The sequence below is a fragment of the Chitinophaga sp. CF418 genome (assembly GCF_900142925.1).
In the GTDB taxonomy this organism is placed as follows: domain Bacteria; phylum Bacteroidota; class Bacteroidia; order Chitinophagales; family Chitinophagaceae; genus Chitinophaga.
This window is the reverse complement of sequence record NZ_FRCN01000004.1, coordinates 411557-438542: the sequence shown is the minus strand read 5'-3', so window position 1 is coordinate 438542 and position 26986 is coordinate 411557. Positions and strand designations below refer to the sequence as shown.

General features: G+C 47.8%; 18 protein-coding genes and 1 pseudogene. 16 read left to right on the top strand and 3 right to left on the bottom strand.

All coding sequences use genetic code 11. From position 1 onward, the window contains the following. Nucleotides 1-364 precede the first annotated feature (364 nt). The 14 genes and pseudogenes from F3I09_RS12030 (at nucleotide 365) to F3I09_RS11965 (ending at nucleotide 15694) form a co-directional block, all read left to right on the top strand. On the top strand, nucleotides 365-1204 hold the full coding sequence (locus F3I09_RS12030) for an energy transducer TonB (protein WP_149695268.1): 840 nt from the start codon (nucleotides 365-367) through the stop codon (nucleotides 1202-1204). 210 nt (nucleotides 1205-1414) lie between these two features. Beyond that, a complete protein-coding gene (locus F3I09_RS12025) occupies nucleotides 1415-3994 on the top strand; it encodes a phosphoenolpyruvate carboxylase (protein WP_149695267.1) in 2580 nt (859 codons plus the stop codon). Between the two features lie 169 nt (nucleotides 3995-4163). Further along, the gene (gene ureA / locus F3I09_RS12020; protein WP_089809655.1) at nucleotides 4164-4466 is read left to right on the top strand and encodes an urease subunit gamma; all 303 of its coding nucleotides are present in this window, start codon (nucleotides 4164-4166) and stop codon (nucleotides 4464-4466) included. 37 nt (nucleotides 4467-4503) lie between these two features. Beyond that, nucleotides 4504-4800, top strand: a pseudogene (ureB, locus tag F3I09_RS12015) (urease subunit beta); the annotation flags it as partial. A gap of 74 nt (nucleotides 4801-4874) precedes the next feature. Next, entirely contained in the window at nucleotides 4875-6596 is a 1722-nt protein-coding gene (gene ureC / locus F3I09_RS12010; RefSeq protein WP_149695265.1) for an urease subunit alpha, read from the top strand. A gap of 8 nt (nucleotides 6597-6604) precedes the next feature. Continuing rightward, nucleotides 6605-7108, top strand: coding sequence for an urease accessory protein UreE (gene ureE / locus F3I09_RS12005; protein ID WP_149695264.1), 504 nt, complete (start codon nucleotides 6605-6607; stop codon nucleotides 7106-7108). A 6-nt stretch (nucleotides 7109-7114) separates the two neighbouring features. After that, nucleotides 7115-7801: an urease accessory protein UreF gene (locus F3I09_RS12000; RefSeq protein ID WP_188133773.1), complete on the top strand. Its 687-nt coding sequence runs from the start codon at nucleotides 7115-7117 to the stop codon at nucleotides 7799-7801. A 55-nt stretch (nucleotides 7802-7856) separates the two neighbouring features. After that, nucleotides 7857-8495, top strand: a complete 639-nt coding sequence (ureG, locus tag F3I09_RS11995) for an urease accessory protein UreG (RefSeq protein ID WP_149695262.1) — start codon at nucleotides 7857-7859, stop codon at nucleotides 8493-8495. Beyond that, complete coding sequence (locus F3I09_RS11990) at nucleotides 8438-9274, top strand: urease accessory protein UreD (RefSeq protein ID WP_149695261.1); 837 nt, start codon at nucleotides 8438-8440, stop codon at nucleotides 9272-9274. Before ureG ends, F3I09_RS11990 begins: the two co-directional genes overlap by 58 nt. An 11-nt stretch (nucleotides 9275-9285) precedes the next feature. Next, nucleotides 9286-9987, top strand: a complete 702-nt coding sequence (locus F3I09_RS11985; RefSeq protein ID WP_149695260.1) for a sulfite exporter TauE/SafE family protein — start codon at nucleotides 9286-9288, stop codon at nucleotides 9985-9987. Between the two features lie 178 nt (nucleotides 9988-10165). Next, complete coding sequence (gene gndA / locus F3I09_RS11980) at nucleotides 10166-11578, top strand: NADP-dependent phosphogluconate dehydrogenase (RefSeq protein WP_149695259.1); 1413 nt, start codon at nucleotides 10166-10168, stop codon at nucleotides 11576-11578. A gap of 60 nt (nucleotides 11579-11638) precedes the next feature. Beyond that, nucleotides 11639-13144 carry a glucose-6-phosphate dehydrogenase gene (zwf, locus tag F3I09_RS11975; protein ID WP_149695258.1) on the top strand — a complete coding sequence of 502 codons (1506 nt, stop codon included), beginning with the start codon at nucleotides 11639-11641 and terminating at the stop codon, nucleotides 13142-13144. Nucleotides 13145-13149: 5 nt separating this feature from the next. After that, complete coding sequence (gene pgl / locus F3I09_RS11970; protein WP_149695257.1) at nucleotides 13150-13875, top strand: 6-phosphogluconolactonase; 726 nt, start codon at nucleotides 13150-13152, stop codon at nucleotides 13873-13875. Between the two features lie 370 nt (nucleotides 13876-14245). After that, nucleotides 14246-15694 carry an alpha-L-fucosidase gene (locus F3I09_RS11965; RefSeq protein WP_149695256.1) on the top strand — a complete coding sequence of 483 codons (1449 nt, stop codon included), beginning with the start codon at nucleotides 14246-14248 and terminating at the stop codon, nucleotides 15692-15694. 375 nt (nucleotides 15695-16069) lie between these two features. On the opposite strand, the gene F3I09_RS11960 is transcribed toward F3I09_RS11965, so the two are convergent. From F3I09_RS11960 to F3I09_RS11950, 3 genes are all read right to left on the bottom strand, one after another. Continuing rightward, a complete protein-coding gene (locus tag F3I09_RS11960) occupies nucleotides 16070-18892 on the bottom strand; it encodes a S8 family peptidase (RefSeq protein ID WP_149695255.1) in 2823 nt (940 codons plus the stop codon). Nucleotides 18893-19013: 121 nt separating this feature from the next. Then, nucleotides 19014-20570, bottom strand: a complete 1557-nt coding sequence (locus F3I09_RS11955; protein ID WP_149695254.1) for an FMN-binding glutamate synthase family protein — start codon at nucleotides 20568-20570, stop codon at nucleotides 19014-19016. A gap of 40 nt (nucleotides 20571-20610) precedes the next feature. Beyond that, entirely contained in the window at nucleotides 20611-21429 is an 819-nt protein-coding gene (locus F3I09_RS11950) for a mechanosensitive ion channel family protein (RefSeq protein ID WP_149695253.1), read from the bottom strand. Nucleotides 21430-21577: 148 nt separating this feature from the next. Here F3I09_RS11950 and F3I09_RS11945 point away from each other — a divergent pair, with 148 nt between their 5' ends. Both F3I09_RS11945 and F3I09_RS11940 read left to right on the top strand, forming a co-directional pair. Beyond that, the gene (locus tag F3I09_RS11945; RefSeq protein ID WP_149695252.1) at nucleotides 21578-24175 is read left to right on the top strand and encodes a family 20 glycosylhydrolase; all 2598 of its coding nucleotides are present in this window, start codon (nucleotides 21578-21580) and stop codon (nucleotides 24173-24175) included. Between the two features lie 221 nt (nucleotides 24176-24396). Further along, nucleotides 24397-26982: a phosphatidylglycerol lysyltransferase domain-containing protein gene (locus F3I09_RS11940; protein WP_149695251.1), complete on the top strand. Its 2586-nt coding sequence runs from the start codon at nucleotides 24397-24399 to the stop codon at nucleotides 26980-26982. Nucleotides 26983-26986: the final 4 nt, after the last annotated feature.

The following is a 26986-nucleotide window of genomic DNA, read 5'->3' as shown; positions in this document are numbered from 1 at the left end:
CTGTTGCTGATCACTAAGATATTGTTTGCTATAAGCTGTAAATAAAATGCCCGGTCAGGCTAGCGGGGAAGGTGTGTTGCAGATTTATTGGTGGTAAATTATAATGTAATATACCTCCCGCGCCCCCTGGCATTACCTCCTTACCTTTTTATCTACCAACTTTATTTATTACAACATTATTTATACCTGTGGGGTAACGATCATATCGTTACTATTAAAAGATAGTGAATACTTCCTTTAGCAAATAGGTGATCCCGATCCGGATTTCAATCTGGGCTGGTAATATTTATACTCCTCTTAAAGTTTTTAAAATTCTCTTATGGAAAAATAATGACGTTGCATCTATATTGTAAATGTTTATCCCATGAATGCAACGAACATTATTAAATCAGACTTTCTCGACATTCTTTTTGATGGTCGGAATAAAGACTACGGTGCCTATGATTTACGTAGAAGTGAAGACAGGCGTGTGCGCAACGCCATTATTGGTACGACTTCCATCGCATTGGTCATCATCGGTGGATATGTACTCAGTAATAAACTGATGGCTGCGGACATGCATACACGAAAAGACGTAGCAGTGAAAGAAACGATCTTAAAAGATCTTGAAATTCCGGAGGACAAACCCGTAACACCGCCACCACCACCTCCTGCTACACCACCACCGCCGGCCTCTTCATCCATTAGAGTTGCCACACCCACTATTACAGAAGATGATCTTGTACGTCCGGAAGATGAAATGCCGAAGTTAGATAGCATTGGTAATAAAGCTATCGGTGTCGCTAATATTCAAGGTGATCCCAATAGGGTTGAGAATCCGTTTGCCGGTGATGGTACGCCAGGCGGTCCCATTGTAGAACCACCCAAGGTGGCGGAAAGAGAAATTATAGATGGCTATATAGAGATTATGCCATCTTTTCCCGGTGGTGACGATGCATTGGCAAGATTCCTTCAGAAGAACATTCGGTATCCACACATGGCACAGGAAACTGGTATTGAGGGGAAGATATTTGTACAGTTTGTAGTAAACTTTGAAGGAAAGATCAGTGAAGTACAGACTGTAGGGGCCCAAAGGGGAGGCGGACTGGAAGAGGAAGCAACGAGAGTGGTAAAGTTAATGCCAAACTGGAAACCGGGCCGGCAAAACGGACATTCTGTGAGTGTAAGGTATATATTGCCGGTTGGCTTCAGATTAGAGAAATAAATAAGACTAATTCCTTTTTACCCGATCATATTACTCAATTAACAGGTTTATTCTCTCAACACACCCAAATTTAAGGGGGACTTGCGAAAAGGCCGTGGCGGAAGCTGCGGCCTTACTCTTTCTAATAACTTTCCATTCTACTTTGTAACTATTTTATATTATTTTTAGCTCCCGGTTGGCAAAGGCTCTTTTAAATTACGAAATTTAGTTATGGAAGCACCGGTTAATAATACCTTGCAATTATTCAAGAACCTGGTTGGCACCAAGTTCCAGTTATACAATAGTCTCTTTACTGCATTGCCTTTTCATAAGGTAGAAAGAACCGGCGTATTTTTATCATTGTTCCTGATCCATTGTGAAGAAGGATATGAAAAGGAAAAGAGTCCCCAGGAAATTCTCAACTCTTATTTTCAACAATACACCTCCTGCAGTAATGAGCAGCAGAAGCTGGACCTCATGTTCCGCTTTGTGCAGTATGCTGAAAGACAGGTAGTGCTGTTTGACGCCCTGGAAGATGCAGCTTTCCGCGATATTCATGACATGCACGGCTCAGGCTCGCTGAGCCATCTGCAGGCAGAGATCATCGCAGAACAGGCGGAAGAAAAGCTCGCTAAGAAACTGCAGGATTTTTCAGTGAGATTAGTATTGACGGCCCACCCTACCCAATTCTACCCGGGTAGCGTGCTCACCATCATCAATGACCTGTCAAGAGCATTGATCAATGATAATACAGCGCAGGTAAACTCTTACCTGCAGCAGTTGGGTAAAACACCGTTCTTCAAAAAGGAAAAGCCTACGCCTTATGACGAGGCTATCAGCCTGTTATGGTTCCTGGAGAATACTTTCTACCAGGCTGCCGGACGTATTATATCCAAACTAAAAGCACAATTCCCTTCCTCTATCAATAGTACTAATCCGGTGATCAGAATGGGCTTCTGGCCCGGTGGCGACCGCGATGGTAATCCCTTCGTAACTGCAGACACTACATTGCGTGTGGCGGAAGCATTGCGCGGAGGTATTCTCAAATGTTATTACCTGGATGTACGCAGGCTGAAACGTCGCCTCACCTTTAAAGGGATTGAACAGGAACTGGCCGCACTGGAACAGCAGCTGTACAGCAATCTGTTTATTCCCGGTCATAAGACCAATATCACCCAGCAGGAGATCCTGGATACACTGGCACGTATCCGCATTGTGCTCATTGAAGAGAACAATGCACTCTTCCTGAACCTGCTCGACGACCTGGCAAGCCGGGTAGAACTGTTCGGTCTGTTCTTTGCCACCCTCGATATCAGGCAGGATAGCTCTGTACATGGGCCGCTGCTGGATGCGGTAGCTGCTCAGTCAGACTTGTTGCCATCCAACTATGCAACACTCTCTGATGAAGAGAAAATAAACAGCCTGCTGAACATAAAAGGATCACTGAGCCAGGATGCGCTGAAAGAGCCACTGCATAAAGACACCCTGGCTACTATCGCAGCAATAAAGGAAATACAGCAGAACAACGGGGAGTTTGGCTGTCATCGCTATATTATCAGCCATAGTATGAATGCGCTGAACGTGATGGAAGTGTATGGACTGTTCCTGCTGGCCGGCTGGCAGAAGGAATCCATGAGCGTTGATATTGTACCGCTGTTTGAAACAATAGACGATCTCCGCCAGGCTGGTAATGTGATGCGTGAGCTGTATGATAATGCGGCTTACAGGGAACACCTGCGTAAGCGTTCTAATAAACAGACCATCATGCTGGGCTTCTCTGACGGTACCAAAGATGGTGGCTACCTGATGGCTAACTGGAGTATTCACAAGGCTAAGCAGGAGTTAACACGCATTTCCAGGGAATATGAGATAGATGTAGTCTTCTTCGATGGCCGCGGAGGTCCTCCGGCAAGAGGTGGTGGTAAAACACACCAGTTCTATGCATCTATGGGACGGGATATTGCCAATGAAGAAATTCAGCTGACTATACAGGGGCAGACCATCAGTTCCAACTTTGGAACAGTTGACTCTGCACAATTCAACATAGAGCAACTGGTGCATGCAGGTATCGCCAATGAGATATTCTCTTCCCGGGAGGTGACCCTTGCAGATGAAGAGGATGCATTGCTGCAGGAACTGGCAGATGAAGGCTTCAAGGCATTCAATAAACTGAAGTTACATCCTGACTTCCTGGATTACCTGGACTTTGCAAGCCCGCTGCGTTACTATGCTGAAACGAATATCGGCAGCCGTCCATCCAAACGGAATGCTGCAGCTAAGCTGAATCTCAATGATCTGAGGGCCGTACCTTATGTGGGCGCGTGGAGCCAGCTGAAACAGAACGTGCCTGGTTACTATGGCGTGGGAGCTTCATTGGAGGCGCTGGATAAAGCAGGTAAATGGAGTGCAGTTGAAAAACTGTATAAAAATTCACTGTTCTTCCGCACACTGCTGGACAACTGCCAGATGGCGATGAAGAAAAGTTATTTCCCGCTGACTGCTGCATATGGCAAACATCCCCGTTTTGGAGAGGTATGGAATATGATACATGACGAATATAAACGCACACGCGAATATATACTGCGCCTGGTAGGACAAACAGAGCTGATGGGTGCATCGCCGATTGACCAGCTGTCTATACAGATGCGCGAACGTATCGTACTGCCGCTACTAACCATTCAGCAGGGTGCATTGGCCCGTATCCGTGAGCTCAATGAAGCAGGTAATGGTGACGGACTGAAAGAAACGTATGAAAAACTGGTTGTACGTTGCTCTTTTGGTATCATCAATGCCGGCAGGAATTCTGCCTGATACGATTGCAACACTTGTCATAATAACAAACGCTCAATGCATTCCGCATTGAGCGTTTTACTTTCTGCTTTTTTTGCGTAAATTAACAGAGGGAAGATCACTGTAATTTCATTAACCCATTTCCCTGTAACAAACTGTCAGGACTAAGACACATTTAAACCAAAATACTATGCATTTAACGGCAAGGGAAACTGAAAAACTATTGTTATACCTGGCGGGAGAACTTGCTGAAAAGAGAAAGGCCAGGGGACTCAAACTGAATTATCCGGAAGCAATAGCATTGATCAGCAGCCGCTTACAGGAAGCGGCCAGGGACGGACAGACAGTTGCGCAGCTGATGCAGTACGGCGCTACTATCCTGACCCGCGAAGATGTGATGGAAGGTATTCCGGAAATGATCGATGAGATCCAGATAGAAGCTACTTTCCCGGATGGTTCCAAGCTGGTGACAGTACATCATCCGATCAGATAAGAACGACAATCAACCAATAGCTAAATCCTCTTCAACTATGATCCCAGGTGAATATTTTATTGTCCCCGGTGTGATCGACGCTAACAGCGGCCGGACAATCACACAGGTAAAGGTGGTCAACACAGGAGACAGGCCTGTGCAGATCGGCTCTCATTGTCACTTTTTTGAGGTAAACCGCATGTTATCCTTCAACAGGGAAGCGGCCTTTGGTATGCGCCTGAACATTGCGGCAGGTACCGCGGTGCGCTTTGAGCCCGGAGAAGAAAAGACAGTCACCCTGGTGCCGCTGGGAGGAAACAGGAAAGCCTTCGGCATGAATAATCTGGTGAATGGCACTACCATTGGAGAAGAAGCCCGTCATAAAGCCATGGAACAGGTAAAAGAACAACAATTTAAACACCAGCCGGAATGAGTCTTCAGATAAACCGTGACCGCTATGCGGCAATGTATGGTCCTACAACGGGCGATAAAGTACGTCTGGGAGATACAGACATTATCATCGAAATAGAGCACGATCATACTGTATATGGCGACGAGGCCAAATTTGGCGGAGGTAAAACCATCCGCGATGGCATGTCGCAGTCATCCACCGCTACCCGCGATCAGGGGGTGCTGGATATGGTGATCACCAGTGTGATGATCATCGACCACTGGGGCATCGTGAAAGCGGATATCGGCATCAGGGATGGGAAGATCGTGAAGATAGGGAAGGCGGGTAATCCAGATACCATGGACGGTGTAGACCCGGATATGATCATTGGAGCCAGCACAGAAGTACATGGCGGTGCCGGACTGATAGCTACCGCCGGTGGTATTGATACACATATTCACTTTATCAGCCCGCAGCAGATTACCCATGCTTTACATAGTGGTATCACCACGATGATTGGTGGTGGTACCGGTCCCGCAGATGGTACCAATGCTACTACTGTCACACCCGGTAAATGGTTCATCCGTAAAATGTTGCAGTCGGCAGATGCTTTTCCCATGAACCTGGGGTTTCTCGGCAAAGGCAACTGTGCCACCGAAGCACCGCTGTGGGAACAGATAGAAGCCGGTGCACTGGGTTTAAAGATCCATGAGGACTGGGGTTCGTCTCCGGCCGTTATCGATGCCTCTTTGAAGGCGGCAGACAAATACGATGTGCAGGTGGCTATCCATACAGATACACTGAATGAATCGGGCTTCCTGGAAGATACTATTAAGGCGATTGATGGCCGTGTGATCCATACCTATCATACGGAAGGCGCTGGCGGAGGGCATGCGCCCGATATTATCAAAGCCGCCATGTATCCGAATATCCTGCCCTCATCTACCAACCCTACAAGACCGTACACCGTCAATACGATCGATGAACACCTGGACATGCTGATGGTGTGCCATCACCTCGATAAAACTGTACCTGAGGATGTTGCTTTCGCTGATTCCCGTATCCGCCCGGAGACGATTGCTGCGGAAGATATCCTGCATGATATGGGTGTATTTAGTATGATGAGCTCCGATTCGCAGGCCATGGGCCGTGTAGGGGAAGTGATCATCCGCACCTGGCAAACAGCAGACAAGATGAAGAAACAGCGGGGGGCACTGGCAGAAGATAATGGTAAAGGCAATGATAATTTCAGGGCCAAACGTTATGTGGCCAAGTACACAATTAATCCTGCTATCACACATGGCATTGCGACACATGTAGGATCGCTGGAGCCGGGTAAACTAGCCGATATTGTACTATGGAAACCCGCTTTATTTGGCGCCAAGCCGGAAATGATCATCAAAGGCGGTATGATCATCTGTAGCCGTATGGGAGATCCTAATGCTTCTATTCCTACTCCGCAGCCTGTTATGTACAGGGAGATGTTCGGCGCTTTTGGCGGCGCCCTGCATAAGACCTGTGTGACGTTTGTATCACAGGCAGCAGCAGGGAAAAATATCGCGCAGGAATATGGTCTGCAAAAGATCATATTGCCGGTGAAGAACTGCCGGAACATCGGGAAGAAAGATATGGTACATAACAACAGTACGCCGGAAATAAAGGTCAATCCGGAAACATATGAAGTAAGTATAGATGGGCAGGTGCTGACCTGTGAACCGGCAGCGGTATTGCCATTGGCACAACGGTATTTCCTGTTTTAATTGCAGATATGATCATCATAGAAAAGATAGAAGGCAATGTTGCAAACTATTCCACAGCCAACCGGGTCATGGATCCTTTGCTGCTGGAATGGTTTGAAGCAGGCAAACGCTTGTTACGCCGGCATACGCAGGGCGGACAGGAAGTGGCGTTGCGCTTCATGCGGGAAGCACCTATGTTACAACAGGGAGATATTGTATGGATGGACGATAAAAAAGCTATCGTTATAGACATCGTTCCGGCAGCCGCTATCGTTCTGAAGCCGGTTACTATGAAGGATATGGCGGCTGTTTGTTATGAGATCGGCAATAAACACCTCCCATTATTCCTGGAAGGAGATGAAGTCCTGGTACCATACGAGGAGCCTTTGTTCCGCTGGCTGGAAGCTAAGGGATATAATCCTGTTAAAGAACAGCGTACACTAACCAATATGTTGCGAAGCAATATTATACCACATGAACATGGCAGCTCAGGATCGCTTTTTAGTAAGATCATGCAGCTCGCCTCCAAATAAACCATGATGCAGAACTGGCTACCATACCTGCTACACCTGAGTGATCCTACACTGCCGATAGGGGCTTATACGCATTCCGGCGGACTGGAAACCTATGTGCAGCAGGGATTGATAAAAGATGCCGGAGATGCCGCTGCTTTTATCAGGAACATGCTGGAGCATAACCTGCCATACAATGATGCACTTTTCGCTGTGCTGTCATATCGTGCGGCGGAAGCTGGGGATGTGCAGCAGCTGGTACAACTGGACCAGGAGTGTACTGCATTGAAAGCGCCACAGGAACTGAGGATGGCCAGCCAGAAGCTGGGCATACGCCTGCTGAAGTTATTGTCTCCACTGGTGGTGCATGCTACCGGAGATGCTTATATGGCGAACATCAGGTCTGGTGAAGCAGCAGGGCATTATTGCCTGGCATTTGGAGTGTATGCCTGCCTCTCAGGCATTCCGCTATCTGAAGCAATAACCGCGTTCTATTATAACGCAGCTACCGGTATGGTAACCAATAGCGTAAAGCTGGTGCCGCTTGGGCAGCAACAGGGACAGCAGATCCTGTTTGAACTGTTACCGAAGCTGCCTGCATTGGTTGAACAGACATTAAGTATGCCACGGGAACTGGCCGGACGTTGCAGCTTCGGATTTGATATCAGGAGTATGCAGCACGAAAGGCTATATTCAAGATTGTATATGTCTTAGTACATATTCTGTATGGCCGGTACCGTATGAATTGAATTACGTAAACAAGTTGAAAATGCAATCGCGTACATACATAAAGATAGGCGTAGCCGGTCCTGTAGGCGCCGGTAAAACAGCGCTGATAGAAAGGTTGTCCAGGCAGCTGCATGAGCAGTATAGCCTGGCCGTGATCACCAATGATATCTATACAAAAGAGGATGCAGAATTCCTGGTGAAGAACAGCCTGTTGCCTGCCGAAAGGATCATAGGTGTGGAGACAGGCGGCTGTCCGCATACTGCCATACGCGAAGATGCCAGTATGAACCTGGAAGCAGTGGAAGAAATAGCAACGAGATTCCCTGATGTAGAGATCATCTTTATTGAAAGCGGCGGCGATAATTTGTCTGCTACCTTCAGCCCGGACCTGGCTGATCTGACCATCTTCGTTATTGATGTAGCGGAAGGTGATAAGATACCCCGCAAGGGAGGACCGGGCATTACCCGTTCAGACCTGCTGGTCATCAACAAGATTGACCTCGCGCCCTATGTAGGCGCCAGTCTTGAAGTGATGGAAAGGGATGCCCGTAAGATGCGTCAGGGCAGACCATTCGTCTTTACCAATCTAATGACCCAGGAAGGGCTGGACACCGTGATAGGATGGATCAGGAAATATGCATTACTGGAAATGGTGGAGGAGCCTGCTTTGCTGCAATGAAGAGTGAACTGCAAATAAAGGCGGCTGTCAGGGGTATACGTACCTATCTGCAACACTGCTACTATACAAAGCCTTTTAAGGTGGCTGATATCAGTGGGAGCAGGCCCGGTATGTTACATCTGACCATGATGACGGCATCGCCGGGGATACTGGATGGAGATGCATATGATATCCGGGTTACATTGGCGGAAGACGCTGGCCTGCATCTGTACACACAGTCATATCAGCGCATATTTAACATGCAGCATGGGGCCCGGCAACGTTTTCATGTGGAGATGGGACGGGGCAGCAGTTTATGTTATCTGCCACATCCTGCGGTGCCACACGAGCAATCGGTGTTTGACAGTGCTAACCGTATTGAGCTGGGAGAGGATTGCCGCCTATTGTGGGGAGAGATCATTACCTGTGGGCGGAAACTGAGTGGAGAAGTGTTCAGGTGTAAACATTTTCAGAATATACTGGAAGTATACAGGGATGGCAGGTTGTTGTTTAAGGATGTAACCGTTTTGCAACCAGGCATAGTACCACCGGCTAACATGGGCCAGTGGGAAGGATATACACATCAGGCCTCCTTATTATGGCATGATGAAAAGCAGGATATGACAGCGATGGGAGAGGTGTTACACGAGTGTCTGTCCGCAGAAACAAATATTACTGCCGGTGTGTCCCGCACGGCCTCGGGGGCATTGCTCCTGCGTGTACTGGGGCAGGGAGGGGAGCAGTTGTATGAGCTATTCAAAAAGATAGCCCTGCTGGCCGGAGAAGAACGAAAACTATAAAAGTACAGGATATGAATACGGAATTGCAGGTATTGTTGCTGACAGCTGTCACAATAAGTTGTCTGCATACATTGACGGGACCTGACCACTATATCCCATTTATAGCCCTGAGCAGGGTGAGGGGCTGGACTGCCGGTAAGACGGTGGTCTGGACATTACTTTGCGGTATCGCGCATGTGGGCAGCTCCGTATTACTGGGATTGCTGGGTATAGGGCTGGGTTGGTCTTTGTCAAAGATCAGCGGTCTGGAAAACCTGCGTGGAGGGCTGGCCGGTTGGGCCTTGCTCACCTTTGGCCTGCTGTATACGGTATGGGGCCTGAAACGGGCCTGGAATAATAAGGTGCATAAGCATTTTGATGTGTATGATAACGGGGATATATACGTGTATGAACATAAACACGGGCAGATTGTTTATCCTCAGGACAGAACAAGGGTCACACCCTGGATCATGTTGCTCATTTTCGGGCTTGGACCCTGTGAACCGCTGATCCCCCTGTTGACCTACCCGGCAGCGCAACATTCTACCTATGGTATGGTAATGCTGATCGGGTCTTTTACACTGTTCACGCTGCTAACAATGACGGGCATGGTCATACTGGGGTATTATGGCTTTTCTATATTGAAAACCAGTAGTTTGGAGCGGTATGTGCATGCCCTGGGAGGGGGCACAATACTGATATGTGGCATTGGAATGGTATACCTGGGCTGGTAGATTTAAGAAAAATTTAAGACTAGCCGGGAGATTGCATTTATCACGGATTTTCATGTATAAACAATGGTAATTAACATGGGATGTTCAAAGTTTTGTCAGGTCATCTAATAGTAATTGTAATTGGTAATTGATAATTCGTACTTTTACTTCATTCTTTTAGGCACTTACACGATAATTTATGGCACAAAGCGTATTCGATTTTGGCATGATTGGTCTGGGCGTAATGGGTAGAAACCTTTTACTGAACATGGCTGATCATGGTTTTTCCGTTATTGGTTTTGATAAAGATAGTACCAAGACCGGGGCTCTGGAATCGGCTGCTACAGCTGGCACTACTGTAAAGGGAGTGGCAGAACTGGCAACCATGGTACAATTACTGGAGCGTCCGCGCAAGCTGATGATGTTGGTACCAGCCGGTCAGCCGGTGGATGATGTGATCGAATCACTGATTCCCCTGCTGGAAAAAGGTGATGTGGTGATCGACGGTGGTAACTCACATTATACAGATACATTGCGTCGGGTAAAATACCTGCGGGATAAAGGTATTCATTTCATGGGCATCGGCGTATCAGGTGGGGAGAAAGGCGCCCGTACGGGACCAAGCATCATGCCTGGTGGCGACAAGGAAGCTTACGAGAAAGTAAGGCCGATGCTGGAAGCAATTTCCGCAAAGGTAAATGGTGAACCATGCGTAGCTTACCTGGGTAAGGAAGGCGCCGGTCACTATGTGAAAATGGTACACAATGGTATCGAGTATTCCATCATGCAACTGATCAGCGAGGCTTATGCATTGCTGAAACAGGCTGGCCTGGATAACGACCGTTTACACCAGGTATTTAAAACCTGGAATGAAGGCGATCTGCAATCTTTCCTCATAGAGATCACCGCTGATATCTTCCTGCAGAAGGATGATAAGACCAGTGCAAGACTGGTGGACGTGATCTCCGATAAAGCGGGTTCCAAAGGAACCGGTAAATGGACTTCACAGGATGCGATGGAACTGCCTGTTGCCGTTCCGGTAATAGACACCGCCGTTGCCCTGCGTACCCTGTCCGGTTACAAGGATGAACGCGTACAGGCGGCTGCATTATACAAAGCTGCAGATGCAAAACTCAATACACCGGTAGATACCTGGATACAACAGGTACACGATGCACTGTACTTCGGTGTGATCATCAGCTACGCACAGGGGCTGGCTATGCTGCATCAGGCCTCCAGAGAGCTGCAGATGGAAATACCGCTACCTGAAGCAGTGAAAGTATGGAGAGGTGGATGTATCATCCGTTCTACCCTCCTGGAAGTGTACACCACCGCTTACAAAGCGTCTCCTGAGTTACCAAATATCCTGTTGAACAAGGACGTAGCAGCCCTTGTAGAGAATGCCATTACAAACACACGTGCAGTAGTAGCACAGGCAGCCCTGACAGGTACCGCAGCTGCTGGTATCATGTCAGCTCTTGCTTACTTCGATGCTTACCGCACAGAACGTATGCCTACCAACCTGGTGCAGGCGCAGCGCGATTACTTCGGCGCCCATACCTATCAGCGTATAGATGCACCTGGCAGTTTCCATACTGTATGGGGTGAATAAAAAGTTTTGGAGTGTCCGTCCGCCTGAGGCGTGATGGACACTCTCATAAAATATAGAGTTATGCAAAATCATAAACGTCCGCCTGCCTCCATCGTCTTCATCTTCGGCGGCAGCGGCGACTTGAATTACAGAAAACTATCGCCGGCTTTATACAACCTGTTCCTGGATAACTACATGCCGGAAAAATTTGCTATTGCCGGTATCGGCCGTAGTCCCTATGATAATGACGCTTACCGCGAGCGCTTACTGGATGGTATCAAGAAATTTTCCCGCCGTAAAGGAGAACAGAACGGTCACTGGAAAGATTTCAGCCAGCACATAAGCTACCTGCAGATGGATGCGGAAGACCAGTCGGCATATAGCGCCATCACTGACTATGTGAAGGTAAAGGAAGAAGAGTGGAATGAACATCCCAACGTTATATTCTACCTGTCGGTAGCGCCTCAGCTGATGCCTGCCATCGCACAGAAACTGGGTAGCCTGAACCTGTGCAGTGACAAGCGTAACACCCGCATCGTGATAGAAAAACCATTCGGACACGATCTGCAGAGCGCTCACGACCTGAATACATTGCTGCAAAGCCTCTTCTCCGAAGAACAGATCTACCGCATTGACCACTACCTCGGTAAAGAAACAGTGCAGAACCTGATCGCACTTCGCTTTGCCAATGCACTGTTCGAACCAATATGGAACCGCAACTACATCGATCATATACAGATCACAGCTTCCGAGACTGTGGGTCTGGAAGGCCGCGGTGGTTACTATGAAGGTTCCGGTGCACTGCGCGATATGGTACAGAACCACATCCTGCAGGTAATGTGTATGATTGCTATGGAAGCTCCTGTATCTTTTGATGCGAACGAGATCCGTAACAAGAAAGTGGATGTACTGAACGCTATCCGCAAATTCACTAAAGATAAGATACACGAAAACGCAGTACGCGGGCAGTATTCTGCCGGCTGGAGAAAAGGCCAGCAGGTAGTGGGCTACCGTGAAGAGAAAGGCGTAGATAAAGAATCTGCTACTGAAACTTACGCTGCCGTTAAGTTCTATGTTGACAACTGGCGCTGGCAGGGCGTACCGTTCTACGTACGTACCGGTAAGAACATGCACCAGAAGGCGACTAATATCACCCTGCAGTTCCGCCAGGCGCCGCACTACGCGTTCCCTGCCGAATCAGCAGAAACCTGGCGTCCTAACCGCCTGACCATCAGCATACAGCCTGAAATGGATATCCGCATCCGCTTCCAGGCAAAACGTCCGGGTCAAAGCATGGAACTGGATCCGGTAGAAATGGTCTTTAACTTCGACCGCCAATATGGTGACGACCATGCACCTGAAGCATATGAAACACTGCTGCTGGACGTAATGGAAGGGGATGCGACCCTGTTCATGCGTGCAGACCAGGTAGAAGCTGCCTGGAAAGTGGTAATGCCTATACTGGAAACATGGGAATCCCGTACGCCGGTAGATTTTCCTAACTATGCACCTGATTCCTGGGGACCTGAAGATGCAGACGCCCTGATCGCAAGAGATGGTCACGCCTGGATCAACTTACCTAAATAAGAGCAATGGAATTACATATAGCCAAGAACACCCAGGAACTGAGCGAGAACCTGGCCGCATGGATCAGCAATTATATCCAGGAAGTGCTGCAGGACCAGCCTATCTTCACATTTGCCCTCTCCGGAGGAAGCACGCCTAAACAGCTGTATACGCTGCTCACCAAAGAGCCGTATAAACTGATCATTCCATGGGAGAGGATCCACTTCTTCTGGGGAGATGAAAGGGCGGTACCTTTTGAAGATGAGCGTAATAATGCGCGCATGGCCTACGAAACCCTGCTGAACGTGGTAGGAGTGCCTTCAGAAAATATCCATGTAATGCGCACGGATATTGAACCTGAAGCTGCTGCTGTAGAATATGAAAAGATCCTGCAGCAATACTTCAAAGACAGCGACACAACTTTTGATCTCGTACTGTTAGGTATGGGAGATGATGGACATACCCTGTCCCTCTTCCCCGGTACAGAAGTAGTACATGAGAAAAAAGCCTGGGTAAAAGCGTTCTTCCTGAAAGCACAGGATATGTTCCGTATCACACTGACAGCACCTGTTGTAAATGAGGCAGCCTGTGTTATATTCATGGCTACCGGTACCGGTAAAGCCCTGACACTGAAAAGTGTGATAGAAGGCGACTTCAATGCGGAAAAATTCCCTTCCCAGCTGATCCGTCCACAGGATGGAGAGCTGCACTGGTTTGTGGATGAAGCAGCAGCCGGCGCCCTGGAAATGTAAGGGACCGCTGATGATAAAATACTTATAAAAGCCTCTCTGGTATAACCGGAGAGGCTTTCATATTTCAAAGGAATGAGGAATATTGAGTGAAAGTCCTGCAGATCGACGAAAGTTGTTATTGATCTCATTGCATGACCGCATCGACGGCCAACTATAAGTATCGTTGCGCTGGTTTTCCTGAAATAGCTGCTTGTACAGGTCGCGTCTTGCCTGACTGAAAAGGATGGTTTGGGACTATCAGGGAAAGACTAATATTATACCGGTCCCTGTGCAGATGCTATTAGGAATTCATACCCTGTCATTCTATATTTAAGGACGTTAATCAATTTCGGTATTTATCAATTCATGGTCTCATCTATCAACTACTGTTATGAAAAAACTCTTCCTTTATGCAGCGGCTTTTTTTATCGGCTGTGCGCCACTTGCGGCACAACAATACACCGCTGACTGGGCGTCCCTGAACAAACGCGGTATCCCTGCCTGGTTCAATGAAGCCAAGTTTGGCATCTTCATACACTGGGGTGTGTATGCCGTTCCTTCCTTTGCCGTGGTAGGGCCGGGTGGTTATTCCGAATGGTACTGGTATCAACTGGATGGTGCAAAGGACGAAACACATCAGAAAGTAAGGGCTTTTCATGATAAAAATTATGGCAAGGATTTCAGTTATCAGCAGTTTGAATCACAGTTCAATGCCTCCTTATTTGATCCTGCCCAATGGGCCGACGTGTTCCGCCGTTCAGGTGCTAAATATGTGGTGCTGACTTCCAAACACCATGAAGGATATTGCCTGTGGGATAACAAACAGGCAGATTCCGTATGGGGACGGCCCTGGAATGCGGTAACAGGTACCCCTAAAAGAGATCTGCTGGGAGATCTGACCAATGAGGTAAGAAAAGCTGGTTTGAAAATGGGCTACTACTACTCTCTCTACGAGTGGTTCAACCCACTGTGGAAAAAGGACAGAGCCAGCTATGTAAAAAATGTAATGACGCCACAGTTCAAAGATCTTGTAACACGTTATAAACCTTCTGTGATCTTTTCTGATGGTGAATGGGAACAGTCAGATACCGCCTGGCGCAGCACAGAACTACTGGCCTGGTTATTTAATGAATCTCCTGTGAAAGATGAAGTAGCAGTAGACGACCGCTGGGGGAGCAATACAAGAGGGCACAACAATGGCGCTACCTATCTTACCTCTGAATATGGAAGTGGCATGCAGCCCGGTGTAGTATGGGAAGAAAGCCAGGGTATCGGTAATTCCTACGGCTATAACCGTATGGAGACTGTGAATGATTATAAAAAGAGTAATGACCTGATCGTACTGCTGGTGGATATAGTGTCCCGTGGTGGGAACCTGCTGCTGGATATAGGCCCCACTGCCGATGGCCGTATACCAGTAATCATGCAGCAACGACTCGTGGATATGGGCGCATGGCTGGAAGTGAACGGAGAAGCGATTTACAATACAAAGTCATGGAAAGAGACACGGCAGTGGAGTGCAGGAAAGCGTCCACAGGTGAAAGAAGCCAGTTTCATGTCAGACTACAATGTTGCAAAGATGGTAAAGCCATCTAAAGAACATGCACATATTGAGATGTTCTTTACGAAGAAAGATGACGCACTGTATTGTATAGCTACCGGCTATGAACCGCAATTACGAATAAAAGATTTCACACCGGCAAAACAGGCGAAAGCAGTGATACTCGGCTGTAATAAAGCAATAACATGGCAGCAGCAAGGTAAAGACTGCGTGATTAACTTATCCGGATTACGTCCCGGAGATATTACCAGCAACCTGTTTGTAGTGAAGATCAAATAACATAAAGATAAATTGGTACGAAGATCAACTAGCATGAAGTGAAGTCCGGTTAGTATTAGTCTGAAGATAATTGCAGTTGTTTTCCAATACAAATACAGTCTAAGAAATATTAAGCCAGACTACAATTGGACGTCTGCAACCAGCAGTGGGTTCAGATGGAGATCTCTGGCCTTAGTTGTTTGAAGTATGCTGATACGCTTGACGGGAGTTAAATAGATAACTACTGCCCGTACGCATCCTACAGCTAAATGCTTAGGAACTTCAAAGAACTACAGCCAGAGGTCCCATCTGAAAACCCGCTGCAATGTGTTAAACCATCAATTTCACAAACTGTCAATACTTTCCGCATCCCATCTGAAAACCCACTGCAATATATTAATCCGTTATTTTCACAAACCGCTTTGTAAATATTTTCTGCTTTCCTTCATAGATCACGCAGATATAAACGCCCGCAGCCATTCCTTTCAGCGAATAAGTTTCCCGCATTTGCGTCAGTGGACGGGTAAACACAGTGCGGCCGTTCATATCTGTAAAGCGTATCTGGAAATCTCCCAGGCGGCTACTAAGTAGAGTCAGTTGTTGTGAAGCCGGTACAGGGAACAAGTGGAAGTCCTGGTTGATCAATATCTGCACAGACTGTACATCCGAATAAATAGAACGGCCATCAGTTAATTCCAGCCTCACACGATAATAAAAGATACCAGAATGGCCGGGATGATCTTTATAAAGAGCCATGTTATCCTGGCCGTCCGGAATGATATCCAGGCTGGAAAGTGTGATGAAATCGCTGCCCTGTAAGCGTTCCCAATAGATCTTTTTCACCTTGTACCCTGCGTTGAGCACCACGGTAATATCAACACTGTTGTCTGCCAGCACATCTGCCAGTACCTGGCGAAAGAAACAATAAACACCCTGTTGCTCATAGTTGTAAGTAGGACCCTGCAATCCGGCCCAGCCATCTTTATGTACCGGTACCACTGAAATATAAGGTGAGGAAAGCTGTGCTTTGGATATCAGCAGGATGGTGTCTGTCGTAGTCGTGACAGGAGACAGCACCTGCCCTTTCAGCGTATATATCTCATAAGCGGAAGCATGATCAACACCTTTCCAGTTTATCTGCAGCGTATCAGGACAGTTATATCCTACATTGATCGCGATTGGCGCAGATATATTGAAATAATTACTTGTCCAGCTGGTATCCGCGGTGCTCATCCGCAGTAATCCCTTACTGAAAATGCCGGGAATATTCCAGCGGCTGTTTGCACCTGCCAGGGGAATATCAGCAGCTATCGGTATCCAGGTAAGCCCACTGTCTGCACTAAAGGAAAGTGTGCCATTACCGGTATGTGGTGTACGCCAGCGTACCGCAATATTGTCTCCAGCGCTCAGTTGTTCGCCGGCGGCAGGGTATTGCCATTCAAAGGAAGACAGGGGAATAGCCTGCCAGGCAATATGAAAGCGTTGGATGGTACCTGAGGACAGCTGCCGGGCATGGACCCTGATATTCACTGTTCCCACTGCAGGCAGTTCAATGGATACCTGCTCCAGGTTATTCAGACTATCCCTGCCACGGCGGGCAGGGGCTGTAAGTGAATCGGCAGCAGGAAAAGTGCTCAGCAGCCAGGGAAGATAACTATTACCTACATTATCTGTAACAGATAGGTCCAGGTCATTGAGCAAAGCTTTACTAACATTCTCCGTAGCAGCAGGATCATTCCAGCTAAGCGTGATCTTCAACCTGGCGGTATTGGACGGTACATTGACAGGGATAACAGCTGTATTGCCTGTAGTGACCTCGCCGGAAAAAAGCCGCTTGTCTTTGATGGTACGCACTGCTGCGATAGCATTCAGTAGGCCGTATCCGCTGCTATAATCCGGCCCGGGAGTATTAATATCATCCGCGCTGTTGACCAGTATGGCTTTTACCATAGCGGCAGCCGGCGTCACACTATATTCCTGTTGGAAAGCCTCCTGTACAAGGGTTGTAATACCTGTTGTAGTCGCCGCCGCATCAGAGGTGCCGGCTTGTCCGTAAGCCACCAGCTGTGGGTAGATGCGGCCGTCAAAGGCAGGACCTTTGGAACTAAGTAGCGGAACATTATAACCAGTATCAATTCCTCCCACCACCAGCACATTCTTTGCCTGTTTAAATGTACCACTAAGATTGGCATAACCTGCCAATCCCCTGTAAGTGCCATCTGTTGGAGCGGTATTGCCGATATTGCCCGAAGAGAAAATATGTAGCAGCGTATCCAGCGTATATATCTGCTGATCGTATGCTACGGCTTCTGCTCCGTAATAGTTCTCAAGAGAAGTGCCATAGGAATGATTCTGTACAGTAATACCAGCATTCTTAAAATAGTTATTCTCATCTGGTAGCAGACGCTGATAATCGGAAGAACTAAGCTTTGCTTTTACAGCAACACCTTTGCCACTGGGCCCTGTATTTCCAAAACCTGCAATAAGCGTCGCCATCATGGTAGCATGCGGATTGACAGTATTGGCAGCGAGCGGAGAAGGAACCGCTTTTCCTAAAAGATCGATATCAGTTGTATCAAACCATTCTTCTTTCAGGCCTACAGTATGTTTATCGCCTTGTAAGGTAGGATATTGCTGATGGAGGGCATTGATGTAATCAACGGAAGGCAGCGCATTAAAGATAGCGACCTCTGTACGCGCAGTCCGCAACCTGTCTACAAAGCGCACGTTGTGTTGAGCGGTAAATAAAGCCCAGTCTCTCATCTTCACAGCTGCTATCACTACAGGGTAGGACGATGCCGCTGACAGTGGCCGGCAATATCGGAGGGTATTAACAGTATTGTTAAACGACACCTGTACCAGCAGGCTATCCTGCAATTGTAATGTACTCACATCCCTGACCAGCGCATCACTACATTTCCAGTTATGATTGGCAGGATAGATCTTTACAACATGTTTCGCTTCAACAGAATCAAACTGTGCCTGTTGCAGGATATGATGTTGGGGACTCAGTGATCTCGTCAACCCATGTTGTTGTAGCAGGGCATCGCCGGGGAATACGTCAAATTTCACCAGGAAATATCCGGAAGGGGATGCAGTGGTGTCTGCATAACGAAGTACAATGCTGTCGGTAGAGGTACGTTCCTGAGCGGATACATCATAGGTATTGAACAGATTGATCAGCAGGAATAGACATAATATCGGAATGCGGGCATTCATGTGCGGGCAACAATTTTGGTCGAGACATGAATGTAAATAAAAAAAACAGGAATTAAGAATCAGGAATTAGTGGCGGATGAGTATTCCGGCATTAAATTCCTGATCCTTAATTGTCAGGCTTTTACCATGCGTCTATGCTCACAGTCTCCATCTCTTGTCCGGTCAGTAATGAACCGGCGGGTGTGCTGGGATATATTTCTTCGAATGTTTTTACCTGGTTCATGAACACACGGCGGGAAATATGGCTGCGGGTAATGTGGTGTGGTGTTTCCAGACCAGCGGCAGCAGCCAGTTCTATGGCGCTTTCAATGGTATCCTGGTGATAATTGGATACGCGGTGTTTTTTGTCGTCTATTACCAGGCCGGCCATCAGCCATTTGTCCTGGGTAGCCACGCCTGTAGGACAGCGGTTGGTATTACATACCAGCGCCTGTATACAACCGAGGGCCATCATCATAGCACGGGCGCTGTTGCAGGCATCTGCGCCCAGGGCCATTGCACGAAGGATGTGGAAACCGGTCAGTATCTTACCGGAAGCGATCACTTTTACTTTACCGCGGATATTGTAACCAGTCAGGGTATCATGTACAAAAGCCAATGCGTCCATCAGCGGCATCCCTACAGAGTTGGAGAATTCAGGAGGTGCAGCACCGGTACCGCCTTCACCACCATCCACCGTAATAAAGTCCGGATAACAGCCTGTTTCCAGCATTGCCTTACAGATGGCATGGAACTCTCTTTTCTGCCCGATACAGAGCTTAAAACCTACCGGTTTTCCCCCACTCAACTGACGCATACGGGAGATGAACTGCATCATCTGCCTGGGCGTATTGAAGGCGGTATGATAAGGAGGAGAAGCGACGGTAGTATGCGGTTTTACATGACGGATGGCCGCAATTTCAGGTGTATTCTTTGAAGCTGGCAAGATCCCTCCATGGCCAGGTTTGGCTCCCTGGGAGATCTTTAGTTCAACCATTTTAATCTGAGGAGTGGCGCATTTTTCTGAGAAGAGCTTCTCATCAAAATTACCGTCAGCAGTACGACAACCGAAATACCCGGTACCAATCTGCCAGATAATATCGCCACCCTGTGTCAGGTGATGCTCGCTGATGCCACCTTCGCCGGTATTGTGAGCGAAATTACCCAGTTTAGCACCTCCGTTCAGTGCCTGTACCGCATTGGAACTGAGAGATCCGTAACTCATAGCGGAAACATTCAGGATGCTGGCAGAATAAGGTTGTGTACAATCATTCCCCCCGATCAGCACCCGTGGGTCCTTATTCATTTTCTCAAAGGCCCTGGGCTGAATGGAATGAGCCATCCATTCATAGCCTTCGGCGTATACATTGAACTGTGTACCAAATGGTTGGGAGTTCAGTTCCCTTTTGGCACGCTGGTAAATGGTAGAACGGTCCACACGATTTACCGGGCTGCCATCAATATCACTTTCCACGAAGTATTGGTATATCTTGGGACGGATATCTTCCATAAAATAACGCAGACGGCCCACTATAGGGTAGTTGCGCATAATAGCATGTTTTCGCTGGGTTATATCGATCAACCCCATGACAATCAATGGTAATATCAGTACCAATAACCACCAGGTCCAGGGAAAGAAATATCCCAGACAGGTAATGAAAGCCAAACTGACCACCGTAAAAGCAATAAATCCTTTCATATATAAGCTCCCTTTAATAAGGCAGCTAAGTTAGGAAAAATCAGATCAGCTTATTGTTCTTTAACACTGTTGTGATCTTCATAATGATCTCGTTTTTCGTGTTCTCAAAACTTCGGATATCCCCATTCACGATCCAGCAGGACACCGTCACTTTCAGGTTGGCGCCGTCTATATTAGTGAAATAAACCTCAGGCGTTTTGTGCTCCGGCAGTTTATCCACACCTTTCAGTGCGTCGGCGACCAGGCGCCGGATTTCTAACGCACTTTCATGTACGGCGGGTACGTTGAAAGTAATTTCTGTTCTCCGTTCAGGCGTGAGAGAATGGTTAATGATCGGTTTCTGAAAGATCTCTTTATTGGGAATGATGACATGGAGTCCATCGAGGGTACGGATCAGGGTAGAACGAAGCTGGATTTCTTCCACACTGCCGCAAAAGCCGTTTGTTTCTATCTGGTGACCTACTTCAAAAGGCCTGCGGAAGGTGATGAAGATGCCTGATATGAAATTGGCTGTCAGGTCCTGGAACGCAAAGCCGAGGGCCAGACCAATGATGCCGGCGCCTGCCAGCAGGGAGGAAACCGCCTTTTCCAGTTTGAGTACATCCAGCGCCACAAATAGGCCGATCAGGGTGATGATGATGGAAGCAAGGTTGGCAAACAGGCCGCTCAACGCAGGGGTATCGGATAGTTTTAATACAAATTTATACACCAGCATTTTAATGATCCGGGCCAGCAGGAAAAAGGCGACCACTACGAAGATGGCTACTGCCATATTGGGAAGCATTTTAATACCTGCGGTCGTCCACCGGTGCAGCTTATCCCATATAAGGTCTCCCCAGTGCGAAAAATCTGTATTCATAATATCCAGGTTTTGATGAACAGATGCTTATGCTATCCTAATAACTGTGCCATCTGTCTGAAACAGATCAACTGCCGAAAAACCGGGACAATATCAGTTTGTTTTAAATGGGTATAACCTTATCTTACGGGACAACTTATTTCAGCTTATGCAATTTCGCCATCTGATATTAGCATGTGGCCTGCTCACAGGAGCGGTAGCGCCCTCGCATGCACAGGCGCCGTTTGACGCCTCCAGGATCAAAGTTTCATGGGAAGTAGTGGAAAACAACCACCAGGGGAAGGCCGAGTTTCTTTCTGCCTTTACCATTGTAAACAAGGGTAAGACTGCTTTCCCCGCAAAGGGCTGGCAGCTGTATTTCAACTTCGTAAGATCAATTAAGGAAGGTGCTACTACCGGCGGTGTAACGGCCGCACATGTGAACGGTGACCTGTATAAAATATCTCCGGCTGACAATAGCAAGGGTATTGCCCCGGGCGATTCCCTGCGCATAGAAATGGTAGCAGAAGCATGGGCGGTGAACTTTACAGATGCGCCTGACGGGCTGTACCTGGTATGGGACAAGGAACCGGCTAAAGGATATCGCTTAGCCCCGCTGGAAATACGTCCGTCCACTCAGCCTAAACAATATCTGCGCTTCCCGGGCGATAAAACCGCGCTGACCACTCCGGCGGATGTGTATGCCCAGAATAAGAATATCATGGATATTCCTGCTGAACAGTTGCCACTGGTATTCCCCACACCGCAGGAAGTTATCCCCGGTACAGGCGCTTATGCGCTACAGGCCGGTATACAGATCAATGCAACGCCTGCATTTGCAAAAGAGGCTGCTTATCTGGCGGATGAGCTGGGAAAACTGCTGGGGGCTAAACCAACAGCAGGCAGTGGCGGCGGTGTTACTTTAGAACAGGATGCCAGTCTGGCGCCGGAGGCTTACTCCCTGCAGGTAACATCTCAGGGCGTGACTATCAGGGCTGCCGATGGCGCAGGTATCTTCTACGGCATCCAGACCCTGAAAAGTATATTGCCTCCTGCTTCCTGGGCTGGCGTACAGAAAACAGTACAGGTGCCTGCCATACAGGTAAAGGATGCACCCCGTTACGGATATCGCGCCTTTATGCTCGATGTGTCCCGCAACTTCCACAGTAAACAGGATGTATTACGCCTGCTGGAGTTAATGGCACTTTATAAACTGAACGTATTACACTTTCACCTCACTGATGATGAGGGGTGGAGACTGGAAATACCTTCGCTGCCTGAATTGACAGCCGTAGGCGGCCGTCGCGGACATGGCGTGGATGAAAAGGAGCACCTGCTGCCTTCCTATGGTTCCGGTCCTGATGTAACAGATACAGCAGGCAGCGGCTTTTATACAAAACAGGATTTCCTGGAAATATTGAAGTATGCTACAGACAGGCATATTACTGTCATTCCTGAAATAGAAACACCTGGTCACGCACGTGCAGCAGTAAAAGCGATGGAAGCACGTTATGCGAAATTACAGGCAGAGGGAAAGAATGCAGAAGCAACACAATACCTGTTGTCAGACCTGCAGGATAAATCGGTATATCATTCTGTGCAGAATTGGAATGATAATGTGATCAACGTAGCCCTGCCATCAGTATATACTTTCCTTGATAAGGTAGTGGAAGCGCTGCAGGCTTATTACAAGGAAGCAGGTGCGCCCCTGGAATATGTACATATGGGCGGTGATGAAGTACCTGCCGGCGTATGGACAAAATCGCCAGTGGTGCAGGCTTTAATGCAACAGGACAAGACAATTAAGAACACAGATGACCTGTGGTATTACTATTACAGTAAAGTGTATTCATTGCTGAAAGCACGTGGGCTTAAACAATACGGATGGGAAGAGATGGGCATGCGTAAGACCAGTGTTGACGGAAAACAACATTATATCCCTAATCCGGACTTCAGCAACAATGCATTCATGGTGGATGTATGGAACAATGTAATGGGCGGTGGCGCAGAAGACCTGGCTTACAGGCTGGCCAATGCAAATTATAAAGTAGTACTGTCGGGCGTAAGCAATCTGTATTTCGATATGGCCTATATGAAGTCTTTCGAAGAACCAGGATTCTATTGGGGCGGTTTTGTTGATATTGACAAACCATTCTATTTCATCCCTGAGAATTATTACAAAAATTCAAAAGTCGATGCATTGGGCAACCGTCTGAGCCCGGATATCTTCAAAGGAAAAGATCCGCTGACGGCTTATGGTGCAGACAATATCGTGGGGGTACAGGGATTGTTGTGGAGTGAAACAGTCAAGAATTCCGCACGTATGGAATATATGATCCTGCCTAAGTTATTGGGGCTGGCGGAACGTGCCTGGGCAGAGAACCCTGAGTGGGCAACAGAGAAAGACAGTGCCCGCAGTGAGGAATTATATAACAAGGCCTGGAATACTTTTGTGAATGTAGTGGGTAAAAGAGAACTGGTAAGACTGGATCATTACAATGGTGGTTACAATTACCGCATCCCTACACCGGGACTTCAGTTGAACAATGGCGCAGTTTCCGCCAATATACAGCTGCCGGGTTTCACCTTACGTTACACGACGGATGGAAAGGAACCTGATAACAAGAGTAAGATCTATACAGGCCCAGTCACCGAAAAAGGTACGATCCGCTTTAAAGCATTCGATACACGGGGACGGGGCAGCAGGACTGCAACAGTTATTAATCCGCTCAGAGCGCAAACATTATCAAAAGGTGGTGACTTATAGTCATCACCTTTTTTCTTTAATAACAGCTTAAAAACAGGTTAATCCGCCCTCCATTGTGTGGCAGAGACTGTTGTTCCTTATCCCCTTACTGGTGGCCCCTTTGTCCATAAACATAGCCTTAAAATCTCATTAAAGTAGCGTTCCCCTGGTTTTGCCTCTCAACTTCCCCGTAGTTTTGTGGAATAATGTAGTGAACATTTCTCCATTAAACCTAACCTGTAATGGCGTTGAAAGATAAACTGGACCTCGGAACATTGATGCGGAAGTTGCATTGGAAAGAATTATTAGCTGTACTGTTCATATTACTTGCCATCTACTTTTTCCGGCAACAACGGCACGAATTGTACGCACTCGGCCCTGCTATAGAAAAGGCAAACCGCCTGTGGGTGATTGCAGGCATCCTGTTAACAGGAGCTTATATCCTGATGCAGGCATTGATGTACCGTTACAGCTTCCGTTCTGTAGGCGGAAAACTGGACCTGCACCTTGGCACTGAACTCTTTCTGAAAAGGAATCTGCTAAGTATTTTCTTACCTGCGGGAGGCGTCAGCTCACTGGCCTATCTGCCACAAAATCTTCGCCGTAGTCACATCAATAAACAACAGGTACATCAGGCATCGGGTATCTACGGGTTTACCGGTATATTTTCCGTGTTCCTGGTAGGGATTCCTGTAGTAGGATATGCCATTCTGCACGATGAGTCGATGTTTGAAGCAGTGGGAGGCCTAGTTGCTATTTGCGGGGTGCTGGGTGGTGTAGCCTGGCTCGTGCGGTCTATGCAAACCAGAGGTGCAGCCTATAACCTGATGGCGAAGTATTTCCCGGGTGTGGTAAGTCATGTGGATGAGATCTTCGCCTTTAACCTGAATCGAACCTCTTTTGTCCATACTATCCTGGTTTCCGCCGGGATTGAGATCGTGGGGATTGCCCACCTGTACATCAGTATGATGGCTACAGGCGCCACACCTTCCCTGGAGGCGGCCTGTGTGGGATACATTGTTGCCACCATCTTCCTGATCGTATCCCCGTTTTTACGCGGTTTAGGGGCTATAGAATTGTCTCTCGCCTATCTGCTGACCAACTATGGCTTCACATCATTACAAGCGCTGGAAATAACCTTATTATACCGTCTTTTTGAATTCTGGCTGCCACTGGTTGCCGGAGTGGTTGCCTTTCTGCTGAAAGGAAAACAACTGATACTACGGTTAATTCCCCCGGTGCTCATTTTTTTGCTGGGGATGGTGAATATCTTTTCCGTGCTCACGCCGCCACTCAGAGGCCGTTTAAGGATGCTGAGAACTTATATACCGGTGGAAAGCATCCATGCTTCCAACCTGCTGGTAGTGTTTTTCGGACTGATACTGCTGGTGACGGCCACCTTTCTGTTCCGCGGATTGCGGAATGCGTGGGTCGTGGCGTTGTGTGTATCGCTGTTGTCGGTGTTCGGGCATATGAGCAAGGCGCTGGACTATGAGGAAGCATCACTGGCATTAGGCACGTCTATTATCCTGATCATTACCGCCGGCCAGTACCGGCTGAAGAGTAACCGGCAACTGATGAATATTGGTGTGGTAACGGCTGTTGCTACCTTGCTGGTAGTGCTCATTTTTGGGACGGTGGGCTTTTATTTTCTTCATGCCCGCCATTTCGGGATGGAGTTCACCTGGTTACGTTCATTGCAGGCATCCTTCCATGGATTCCTGTTATTGGAAGATGATGGCTTGCATCCGCTTACCCGTTTCGGACAGGAATTCCTGAGCGCCATCCGTGTATTGGGCGTGAGCGCCTGGACTTTTTTGTTCTACACCATTATCCGGCCTTACCTGCCCGCGGGTAAACACAGTAATGCGGCGGCGGAAAAGGCGCACTATTACCTGAGCCAGTACGGGAGTTCTGCCATGGACCACTTTAAGGTGGGAGATGATAAGTTGTTATATGTATCTGACGAATACCATGGCTTTATTGCCTATCGTATTGCGAATGGCTTTGCCGTTGTGCTGGAAGAGCCGGTGTGTGCTGATGAGGTGAAACTGCCTCTGCTGCAGGAATTTGAAAAGCAGTGCCTTAAAATGGGCTTAAAACCTGCCTTCTACCGGGTAGATGAGCAGAGCATGTACTACTTTGAACATCTTCGTAAAAAGAAACTGCTGATAGGGCAGGAGGGGATAGTGGATGTTTCCGCATTCACACTGAGTGGAAAGGACAGGAAGTCATTACGCAACGGTTTGAACAGTCTTGCTGCCAAGGGATATATTACGACGGTCCATACAGCACCTTTGTCACCTGCGTTGGTGGATGAGCTAAAGGAAGTGTCAGACGAGTGGCTGGAACAGTATGATGTAAAAGAGATGACATTCTCACAGGGGCTGTTTGACGCAGATGAGATCCTCGAGCAAGACGTTATTACAGTAACAGATCCGGAAGGCCGGATAGCGGCGTTCCTTAACATTATCCCCGATTATGCTCCGGGTGAGTGTACCTACGATCTGATCCGCAAGCGGACAGATGCCCCGGGGGGCTGTATGGATGCACTGATCATTGCCCTGATACAGGATGCAAAGGAGAAGGGATTACAATATCTCAACCTGGGCCTGGTGCCAATGTCGGGTATTAGCCAGCCGCAGAATACAGCCGAACAGGTAGTGAAATTTGCTTATGAAAAAATAAAAGCTTTCCGCCATTATCACGGTTTGCGTGAGTTCAAGGAGAAGTATGCAACAGAGTGGTCCAATAAGTACCTTGTATACGGGCATGACTTTGATCTTATCCAGTTGCCAGGTGCATTGAGTAAGGTGATGAGAGCATAAACAG